The organism is Elizabethkingia argenteiflava, assembly GCF_009904105.1.
GTDB lineage: Bacteria > Bacteroidota > Bacteroidia > Flavobacteriales > Weeksellaceae > Elizabethkingia > Elizabethkingia argenteiflava.
On the sequence record NZ_JAAABJ010000676.1, the window covers coordinates 1 to 11,116 of the forward strand.

Below are 11,116 nucleotides of genomic sequence, written 5' to 3' on the forward strand. Positions count from 1 at the left end.
CCTTTTCATGGTTTGATAATGATAGAAGGCTTTGCAGGAATTATCAACTCTTACATGAATCCTCCGAAAATATGACCAAATTATCTGCTATAAAATTATTAATCAATAAAATTTAAACAGGATCTAAGTTTAGGATTATTTATTATAACAAGACCTTTATTAGCACCGATAGCCTATTCCCGTTAGTGAATAATCAAAATATTAAAATATTGAATCCTATATAGAGGGAGGATAAGTATACGTTTTTTAGCCTTGGTGGTAATCTCTTAATTTTTATCTTTGTTATATGGGGTTTTCTTTTCCTCTTCGTAAGATTATACACGTAGATATGGATGCATTTTATGCTTCTGTAGAGCAGCGTGATAATCCCCAGCTTCAGGGTAAACCTATTGCGGTAGGCGGAGAGCATCGGGGGGTGGTGGCAGCTGCTAGCTATGAGGCCCGGGAATATGGGGTTCGCTCCGCTATGCCTAGTAAGACTGCTCAGCAAAAATGTCCTAATTTAATTTTTATTAAACCTAGGTTTTCCCGATATAAGGAAATTTCTTCTGAGATTCGAGAGATTTTTTTTCAGTATACTGATCTGGTGGAGCCTTTGTCATTGGATGAAGCTTATTTAGATGTGACCGAGAATAAAAAAGGAATAGAATCTGCTAACCAAATCGCTATGGAAATTCGAGAAAAGATATTTCAGAAAACAGGACTTACGGCCTCCGCTGGAATATCCATAAATAAGTTTTTAGCAAAAATTGCTTCGGATATCAATAAGCCGAATGGGCAGAAGACCATACATCCGCAGCAGGTAATTTCCTTTTTGGAAAACTTGCCTATAGAAAAATTTTATGGGATAGGTAAAGTCACCGCCAATAAAATGAAAAGCCTTAACATTTATAAAGGAGGTGATTTAAAACAGAAAAGCCTGGAGGAACTCACCAGCTTATTTGGAAAAGTAGGCGACCACTATTATCATGTGGTAAGGGGAATACACCGCTCAGAGGTGAAAAGCCATCGCATTGCAAAAAGTGTAGCCGTGGAGGAAACTTTTGGGCAAGATTTGGATGAGGAGAGTCAGGTTTATATAAAGTTAGATGAACTTACTGAGGAGCTTTGCCGGAGGTTACAAAAAACGGACGTTAAAGGCAGAACGCTTACCTTAAAAATAAAGTATCAAGACTTTACATTACATACGCGCAGTAAGACGGAGTCTTATTATTTAGACACTAGCGCTCGCATTTCACAACTGTCCAGACATTTGTGGCACAGCCGACCTTTTGATAAACCCATCAGACTTTTGGGACTTTCACTTTCCCACCTGAATATTCAAGAAAAAAAAATGGAAATGCAGCTAAAAATTCCTTTTCCAGATTTTTATCAACAGTAGTCCTTAAGCGAATCTTTTTCTCTTGGTTTGCAATGATTTTTCTAGGGTATTTAGAAGGTATATATACCTAACTTGGCTGTTCAATTAATTAAGATTTATCAGTTTTGAATAAAGAGTGGGGGGCTTTCCTCACAGTGATTTTCGTACATGCGGGTGTGAAATTTAGCGTTTACTTATCATATATTGGGTTTTATATCCGTTTGCAGCATGCCGAGTAGGAGGATACCCTTTGTTTGTAAAAGCTCAAGCATTTTATTAGAGTGTAAAATATAGAAGATGAAGATTAGAAAGTAGTGTAATAAAATATAGAGGTTAAGTGCTTAAAAGCTAGCTTTCGTTTCCCTGAACATGGTGTTTGCTTCTATTCTATAATACGGAACGGGGTATTTATTCTAAAATGTGAGCTTCAAATTTAGCGTTTTAGGGTATTTTCTCATATTAAGTGCCTTTTATAAATTTTCAGCAGGAACCGGATTTTTATCAGAGTGAATAGGATTTACAAAACGTGATTTAAATCATGGTTTAGGAAAAAAATACTGTGTAACTTTATTTTTTATAATGCATTATAAAAAAGTTGTATATTTGCATATCGTTTTGGGCTTATTTTATTTTTTATAGATCAGAGAAATTAAAGTTACTCTTGCGCTATGTGCGTAAGGGATTTCTGTGTTTATAGTATTTTAAGTTTTTCCAAAACAAAAAAATATTTTGCATTACGTTGTGAAAAGATATATCAGCGTTGCAGTTAGAAATGAGCAATATAGCAGGGAAAAGTACAATGTCTTTTGATAAGCCCAAATTCAAGATTTTTTTATTTTTCAGGTTATACTTTTTTCGTTTCTGATATTTTTTATAAATCAAAATATTTTTTAACCCTTTTCTAAAACGTTTTATGAGCAAAACACAGTTTCTAACGCCAAAAACTCGGGAAGATCAAAGGATTAATTTTTCCTCATCAAAAGGAAAAGTTGCAACGCCTGATTTTCTGGATATCCAAATCCAGTCTTTTAGGGAGTTCTTTCAACTTGATACACTTCCGGAAGACAGAGTTAATGAAACCCTTTACAAAACCTTCCAGGAAAACTTTCCAATTACGGATTCCAGAAACCAATTTGTATTGGAGTTTTTGGATTATTTGGTAGATGCACCTCGTTATTCTATTAACGAATGTGTAGAAAGAGGTTTAACCTATAGCGTGCCTCTTAAGGCGAGACTTAAATTGTATTGTACCGACCCGGAGCATGAAGATTTCCAGACGGTAGTACAAGATGTGTATTTAGGTCCCGTGCCTTATATGACACCAAGCGGATCTTTTATCATCAATGGAGCAGAGCGTGTGATTGTAACCCAGCTGCACCGTTCTCCGGGGGTTTTCTTCGGACAGACTTATCATGCCAATGGTACCAAGTTGTATTATTCCAGAATTATTCCTTTTAAGGGATCGTGGATGGAATTTACAACCGATATTAATAGCGTCATGTACGCTTATATAGACCGTAAGAAAAAATTACCTTTAACGACTTTACTAAGAGCGATAGGATATGAATCTGATAAGGATATTCTACAGATTTTCGATCTCGCAGAGGAGATAAAGGTCTCTAAAGCGGCGCTTAAAAAAGTAGAAGGACGGACATTAGCGGCCAGAGTATTGAACACTTGGTTTGAAGATTTTGTAGATGAAGATACTGGAGAGGTGGTATCAATAGAAAGAAACGAAATTATTTTAGACAGAGAGACCGTTCTCGAAAAAGAGCACTTGAATCTGATTCTGGAGTCTGGGGTAAAGACTATTTTAATTCACAAAGAAAATGGGAATGAGTTTTCTATTATCCAGAATACCTTACAAAAAGACCCGACCAATTCCGAAAAAGAAGCGGTAGAATATATTTATAGACAATTGCGTAATGCAGATCCACCAGATGAAGAGACTGCAAGGGGGATTATTGAAAAATTATTTTTCTCTGAACAACGTTACTCTCTTGGAGAAGTAGGGCGTTACAGATTGAATAAAAAGCTAGGCTTAAACATCCCTATTGATACGGAGGTTCTCACCAAGGAAGATATTATTGCGATTGTTCGGCATTTGATAGAGTTGGTAAACTCTAAAGCAGAAGTAGACGACATCGATCACCTTTCTAATAGAAGAATTAAGACGGTTGGGGAGCAATTAGCAGGGCAATTCGGAGTGGGTCTTTCCAGAATTGCAAGAACCATCAAGGAAAGGATGAACGTTAGAGATAATGAAATCTTTACACCGATTGATTTGGTAAACGCAAAGACCTTAACTTCAGTTATCAATTCATTTTTTGGAACCAACCAGCTATCTCAGTTCATGGATCAAACCAATCCATTATCTGAAATTACACATAAGAGAAGATTATCTGCACTAGGGCCAGGAGGTTTATCCAGAGAAAGAGCAGGTTTTGAGGTTCGAGATGTACACCATACCCATTATGGAAGAATTTGCCCGATAGAAACACCGGAAGGACCTAACATCGGATTGATATCTTCTTTAGGGATTTATGCTAAGATTAACGATCTGGGCTTTATTGAGACACCTTATAGAAAAGTAGAAGAGGGCAAAGTAGATTTAGCAGCAGCCCCTATTTACTTAAATGCGGAAGATGAGGAAGATAAAATCATTGCACAGGCCAATGTGGAGCTAAGTGATACTGGTGAGTTTAAAACGGATAGAATTATTGCTCGTTTAGATGGTGATTATCCGGTGGTAGATCCAAGTCAAGTAGACCTTATTGATGTAGCACCGAACCAGATTTCGGGTATCTCCGCTTCTTTGATTCCTTTCCTAGAACACGATGATGCTAACCGTGCATTGATGGGATCTAACATGATGCGTCAGGCTGTACCGTTATTGAGACCGCAAGCCCCTATCGTAGGTACAGGTTTAGAAAAACAAGTAGCGACAGACTCCAGAATTCTGATGAACGCCAAAGGGGCTGGTGTTGTAGAATATGTAGATGCTGAAAAAATCGTTATTAAGTACGAAAGAAGTGAAGACGAAGATTTAGTGAACTTTGAATCGGCGACTACTACCTATAGATTAACGAAATTTAGAAAAACCAACCAGAGTACCACCATTACTTTGAAACCTATTGTAAGAGTAGGAGATACTGTAGAAAAAGGACAGGTATTATGTGAAGGTTATGCTACTGAAAAAGGAGAGTTGGCACTGGGAAGAAACCTAGTGGTAGCTTTTATGCCTTGGAAGGGATATAACTTCGAGGATGCGATTGTAATTAACGAAAAAGTAGTACGTGAAGATTGGTTTACTTCTATCCATGTAGACGAATATTCTCTTGAAGTCCGCGACACCAAATTAGGGATGGAGGAATTAACATCAGATATTCCTAACGTTTCCGAAGAGGCTACAAAAGATCTCGATGAAAACGGAATGATCCGTATTGGTGCAGAGGTGAAGCCGGGAGACATTCTTATTGGTAAGATTACGCCTAAAGGAGAATCTGATCCTACTCCAGAAGAAAAACTTTTACGTGCCATCTTCGGGGATAAAGCTGGAGATGTAAAAGATGCGTCATTAAAGGCAGATTCGTCATTAAGAGGGGTAGTTATCAACAAGAAACTTTTCTCTAGAAATATTAAAGATAAGAAGAGAAGAACTGAAGAAAAACTCAAACTAGAAGAGATTGAAAATCGATACAGAGTAAAGTTTGAGGAGCTCAGAAATACATTGTTGGAGAAACTCAATGTACTGGTTAATGGGAAAACATCCCAAGGGGTTAAAAATGACCTCGATGAAGAGTTAATCGGTAAAGGCGTGAAGTTTACTCAGAAATTACTTTCCAGTGTTGAGGATTACGTTAATGTAAGCGGTTCTGATTGGACGGTAGATGCTGATAAAAATGAATTAATTAAGCAATTAATCCACAATTATAAGATTAAGTACAACGATCTTCAGGGGATTAAAAACCGTGAAAAATTTGCCATTTCTATAGGAGATGAACTACCGGCAGGTATTATGAAGTTAGCAAAAGTTTATATTGCTAAGAAGCGTAAACTCAATGTAGGGGATAAAATGGCAGGGCGTCACGGTAACAAAGGTATTGTATCCAGAATCGTGCGCGAAGAAGATATGCCATTCTTAGAAGACGGTACCGCTGTAGACATTGTTCTGAACCCATTGGGGGTACCTTCCCGTATGAACATCGGTCAGATTTACGAAACAGTTTTAGGCTGGGCAGGTAAAAAATTAGGACTCAAGTTTGCCACGCCTATCTTTGATGGAGCAAAACTAGAGCAGATTACCGAATATACTGAAAAAGCTGGGCTTCCTGCTTATGGAAACACTTATCTATACGATGGTGGTACAGGAGAAAGGTTTACCCAACCGGCAACCGTAGGGGTAATCTATATGTTGAAGTTAGGTCACATGGTAGATGATAAGATGCATGCACGTTCTATCGGTCCGTATTCATTGATCACACAGCAGCCGTTAGGAGGTAAAGCACAGTTCGGTGGACAGCGTTTCGGAGAGATGGAGGTTTGGGCATTAGAAGCCTTTGGAGCCTCTAATATTCTACGAGAGATATTAACAGTGAAGTCGGATGACGTTATCGGTAGAGCGAAAACCTATGAAGCCATAGCGAAAGGGGAGGCTATGCCAGAACCAGGTATTCCTGAATCTTTCAATGTATTGCTTCACGAGCTACAAGGTCTCGGCTTAGATGTAAGATTGGAAGAATAACCTAAAGATTGAATTATTCAAGAATTTAAAAATTTATTTAACTCAGAAAATTTTGTTATTGAAAGTGAAAGTAAGAGAATTTTCATTTTTAGTCTTTCAATCTTTTAATCTTTAAATCAAAAAAACAATGTCAAAAAATAAAACAAGTAGATTTAGTAAAATCACGATAGGTTTAGCCTCTCCAGAATCTATTCTTCAAGAATCAAGAGGAGAAGTTCTAAAACCTGAAACGATTAACTATCGTACACACAAACCTGAAAGAGATGGTTTGTTCTGCGAAAAAATATTCGGTCCTGTTAAGGATTATGAATGTGCTTGTGGTAAATATAAACGAATTCGTTATAAAGGTATTGTCTGCGACCGTTGTGGTGTAGAAGTTACCGAGAAAAAAGTCAGAAGAGAACGTATAGGACATATCAGCTTAGTAGTGCCTGTAGCACATATTTGGTATTTTCGTTCTTTGCCTAATAAAATAGGCTATCTTTTAGGTTTGCCTTCGAAGAAGTTGGATATGATTATCTACTACGAAAGATATGTCGTAATTCAGCAGGGGATAGCCCGAAAAGCAGATGGCTCCGACTTTGACGAAATGGAGTTTCTAACAGAAGAAGAATATTTAGATGTATTAGATACACTTCCGCAAGATAATCAGTATTTAGATGATTCAGACCCTAATAAATTCGTTGCGAAAATGGGGGCTGAAGCTATTGAGGAAATGTTGAGAAGAATAGATTTAGATGCACTTTCCTATGACCTCAGACACAGAGCGCATAACGAATCCTCAAAACAGAGGAGAACAGAAGCTTTAAAAAGGCTATCTGTAGTAGAGGCTTTGAGAGGGGCTAATACCCGAATGATTAACCTTCCTGAGTGGATGGTAATGCGTGTACTTCCAGTGATTCCACCTGAGTTGAGACCTTTGGTTCCATTGGATGGTGGTCGTTTTGCTACTTCCGATTTAAATGACCTTTACAGAAGGGTAATCATTAGAAATAATCGCTTAAAGCGACTTTTGGAAATTAAGGCGCCGGAAGTTATTTTGAGAAATGAGAAGCGTATGCTACAGGAAGCGGTAGATTCTCTATTCGACAACACTAGAAAATCTTCTGCGGTGAAGTCTGAATCGAATCGTCCACTGAAATCGCTTTCCGATTCATTAAAAGGTAAGCAGGGACGTTTCCGTCAGAACTTATTAGGAAAAAGGGTAGACTACTCAGCTCGTTCTGTAATTGTAGTAGGGCCAAGCCTACAACTACATGAGTGTGGTTTGCCAAAAGATATGGCTGCCGAGCTTTACAAACCGTTTATCATCAGGAAATTGATCGAAAGAGGTATTGTGAAAACGGTAAAATCTGCCAAGAGAATTATTGATCGTAAAGAACCCGTAGTATATGATATCTTAGAAAACGTGATGAAGGGACACCCTGTGCTTCTGAACAGGGCACCTACGCTTCACCGTTTAGGGATTCAAGCCTTTCAGCCAAAAATGATCGAAGGTAAAGCTATTCAGCTTCACCCGTTGGTAACCACCGCATTTAATGCTGACTTTGATGGAGACCAGATGGCGGTGCATTTGCCGTTAGGTCCCGAGGCTATCTTGGAAGCCCAACTCCTCATGCTGGGGTCTCAGAACATTCTCAACCCTGCGAATGGATCTCCAATTACAGTACCTTCTCAGGACATGGTACTCGGGCTTTATTTCATGACCAAAGAGGCACATTCAACCGATACTTATAAAGTGAAGGGAGAAGGTTTAGCCTTTTATTCTCCAGAAGAAGTGGAAATTGCCTATGCAGAAGGACAAGTATCCTTAAATGCTAAAGTAAGATGTCGTTTGCCAGTTAAAGAAAATGGTGAACTGGTGACCAAACTCATCTCTACTACAGTGGGACGAATCTTATTCAACCAGATCGTACCACAGCAAGTAGGCTATATCGATGAGCTGTTGACTAAGAAATCCTTGCGAAACGTTATTGGTAGGATTTTGGATGAAACCGACTTCCCAACTACAGTGAAGTTCTTGGATGACATGAAAAATCTAGGGTACAGCAATGCCTTTAAAGGAGGTCTTTCGTTTAGTTTAGGAGATATTGTGGTGCCTGCTGAAAAGAAAACCATGATTGGAAATGCAGTGGAGAGTGTAGATGAAATTAAGGGCAACTATAATATGGGGCTTATCACCGATACAGAGCGTTATAATCAGGTAATTGATGTTTGGACGAATACCAATGCTAAACTTACCGAAATGATTATGGATCGAATGAAATCCGATCAAGGAGGATTTAATTCTGTATTTATGATGCTTGATTCTGGAGCGAGGGGTTCCAAGGAGCAGATACGTCAGTTATCAGGTATGAGAGGTTTGATGGCGAAACCGCAAAAAGCAGGTTCTGTTGGGGCCGAGATTATCGAAAACCCAATTGTTGCTAACTTTAAAGAAGGTCTCTCCATCTTAGAATATTTTATCTCTACCCACGGTGCGCGTAAAGGTCTGGCGGATACGGCTCTTAAAACTGCAGATGCGGGGTATTTGACCCGTCGTTTGGTAGATGTAGCTCAAGATGTTATTGTTACAGAAGACGACTGTGGTACCCTAAGAGGTGTAGAAATTACACCACTGAAGAAAAATGATGAGGTGATTGAGAAAATCTCCGAAAGAGTTTTGGGTAGAGTTTCTCTTCATAATATTTACGATCCGGAAACCGATGAGTTATTGGTAAAAGCGGATCAGCTGATTGATGAAAAATTAGCGAAGAAGATTGAAGCCGCAGGCATAGAATCTATAGAAGCCCGTTCACCTCTTACTTGTGAGACCAAGAGAGGAATCTGTGCGAAGTGTTATGGTAGAAACCTGGCCACGGGTAAAATGATCCATATGGGAGAAGCAGTAGGTGTTATCGCTGCACAATCCATTGGAGAGCCTGGTACCCAGCTGACCTTGAGAACTTTCCACCAAGGGGGTACGGCTGGAAATATTTCCGAAAATCCATCTATAGTAGCAAAACGAGATGGTATCGTTGAAATGGATGAAGTGAGAACCATTAAAAGCGAAGACGAAGAAGGAAAAACTGCAGATATTGTAGTTTCTCGTTCTACTGAATTCCGTTTGGTGATGGATAATGAGAGCAGGACGGTGATTATGAATGCCAACATTCCATATGGAGCAGAACTCGCTGTTAAGCCTGGAGATAAAGTGAACAAAGGAGATCTTATCTGTAAATGGGATCCTTATAATGCGGTAATTATCGCCGAAACTTCAGGTAAGGTCGAATATGAAGATATCATTCAGGGGGTATCATTCCAATTGGAGATTGATGAACAAACCGGCTTTGAAGAGAAAGTAATCTCAGATTCTAGAAATAAAAAAGCGGTACCAACCCTTAGGGTGGTAGATGCTAAAGGAGTAGAACAGAAGTCTTATAACCTTCCGGTAGGTGCTCACTTGATGGTAAACGACGGAGAGAAGATTAGGGCGGGTAAAGTCTTAATTAAAATTCCGAGAAAATCTGCCAAAGCAGGGGATATTACTGGAGGTCTTCCAAGAGTTACTGAATTATTTGAAGCGAGAAACCCTTCTAATCCTGCGGTAGTAACCGAAATTGATGGAGTAGTGTCTTATGGTAAAATTAAAAGAGGTAACCGAGAACTGATCGTAGAGGCGAAAACGGGTGAAATTAAAAAGTACTTGGTGAAACTTTCTAACCAGATTTTGGTGCAGGAAAATGACTTCGTACGAGCAGGTTCACCGCTTTCCGATGGATCGGTGACCCCGGATGATATCTTAAGCATCAAAGGACCAACTGCGGTACAGGAATATTTGGTTAATGAAATTCAAGATGTTTACCGTTTACAAGGGGTGAAAATTGATGATAAACACTTCGAAATCATTGTAAGACAGATGATGACTAAGGTAGAAATTGTAGAGGGAGGAGATACTCAGTTCTTAGAGGGAAGCCTAGAGCACAAAAACGACTTTATTGAAGAGAATGAAAGAGTGTTTGGTCTTAAAGTGGTGATCAACCCTGGAGATTCTAAGGAATTTAAAGCGGGGCAGATTATTACGGCAAGAGAGCTAAGAGATGAAAATTCGAAGTTGAAACGTGAGGATTTAGCTTTAGTAGAAGTGAGAGAGGCCTTACCTGCAACGGCTAAGCCTGTATTACAAGGTATTACCAGAGCTGCTCTTCAGACCAAATCCTTTATGTCTGCAGCCTCTTTCCAGGAAACGACAAAAGTTCTAAACGAAGCTGCCGTATCGGGGAAAGTAGATGATCTTAACGGTCTTAAAGAAAATGTTATTGTAGGTCATAGAATACCTGCTGGTACCGGTCTAAAGCAGTACCAGAGCGTCATTGTAGGGTCAACTAAAGAATTTGAAGATATTAACTAACACAAAAAGTTTCAGGTTTGCAGTATAAAAAGATTTATATTAGCAACCTGAAACTTTAAATTTAACAAACGATATGGACAATCAAAATCAGGATGGAAACATTAATATCGAGCTGAATGAAACTGTAGCTGCTGGTGTCTATGCTAATCTTGGATTAGTGAATCATTCTCCATCTGAATTTATCTTGGATTTTATTCAGTTAATGCCGGGAGTACAACAAGCTAAAGTTAGATCCAGGGTTATCTTGGCTCCTTTGCATGCTAAGCGTATTCTGAATGCGCTTCAACAGAATATAGTTTCTTACGAGCAGCAATTTGGAGAAATTAAAGAAGTGGAACCGTTTGTCCTAGGGCAAAATACCCCTCAAGCTTAATTAAAGTAAAAACTTTAATATAAAAAAATCCCCATTCTAAAAGAATGGGGATTTTTTATAATTATTAAAACAGTGTATTTTATACATTTTTATCCTTCATTTTATTTATATTTGGTAAAAATTTTGGCATTGCTAATCAAATATAGATAGTGTTTTATTACGATGGTGCATTAAAAGAAGTATCGCTCATCTGAGCATTTCTATTTTTTTAGAATAGCATTTGGACTTTCTTCTCATTCTTGCTAAAAA

4 protein-coding genes are annotated in these 11,116 nt (G+C 38.5%); all 4 read left to right on the forward strand.

The window, feature by feature from the left end:
• Window positions 1–286 precede the first annotated feature (286 nt).
• The 4 genes from dinB to GNY06_RS13150 all read left to right on the forward strand — a co-directional run bounded on the left by dinB (window position 287) and on the right by GNY06_RS13150 (window position 10,867).
• A complete protein-coding gene (gene dinB / locus GNY06_RS13135) occupies window positions 287–1,381 on the forward strand; it encodes a DNA polymerase IV (protein WP_166520505.1) in 1,095 nt (364 codons plus the stop codon).
• Window positions 1,382–2,273: 892 nt separating this feature from the next.
• Window positions 2,274–6,104: a DNA-directed RNA polymerase subunit beta gene (gene rpoB, locus GNY06_RS13140; protein WP_166520506.1), complete on the forward strand. Its 3,831-nt coding sequence runs from the start codon at window positions 2,274–2,276 to the stop codon at window positions 6,102–6,104.
• Window positions 6,105–6,231: 127 nt separating this feature from the next.
• Window positions 6,232–10,494, forward strand: coding sequence for a DNA-directed RNA polymerase subunit beta' (gene rpoC, locus GNY06_RS13145; RefSeq protein WP_166520507.1), 4,263 nt, complete (start codon window positions 6,232–6,234; stop codon window positions 10,492–10,494).
• Window positions 10,495–10,567: 73 nt separating this feature from the next.
• Window positions 10,568–10,867: a DUF3467 domain-containing protein gene (locus GNY06_RS13150; RefSeq protein ID WP_166520508.1), complete on the forward strand. Its 300-nt coding sequence runs from the start codon at window positions 10,568–10,570 to the stop codon at window positions 10,865–10,867.
• The last annotated feature ends 249 nt before the right edge of the window (window positions 10,868–11,116 follow it).

Bases quoted from the DNA above. Each gene is read 5' to 3' on its own strand.
- rpoC (WP_166520507.1), top strand. From the start codon at position 6,232: ATGTCAAAAAATAAAACAAGTAGATTTAGTAAAATCACGATAGGTTTA.
- dinB (WP_166520505.1), top strand. From the start codon at position 287: ATGGGGTTTTCTTTTCCTCTTCGTAAGATTATACACGTAGATATGGAT.
- GNY06_RS13150 (WP_166520508.1), top strand. From the start codon at position 10,568: ATGGACAATCAAAATCAGGATGGAAACATTAATATCGAGCTGAATGAA.
- rpoB (WP_166520506.1), top strand. From the start codon at position 2,274: ATGAGCAAAACACAGTTTCTAACGCCAAAAACTCGGGAAGATCAAAGG.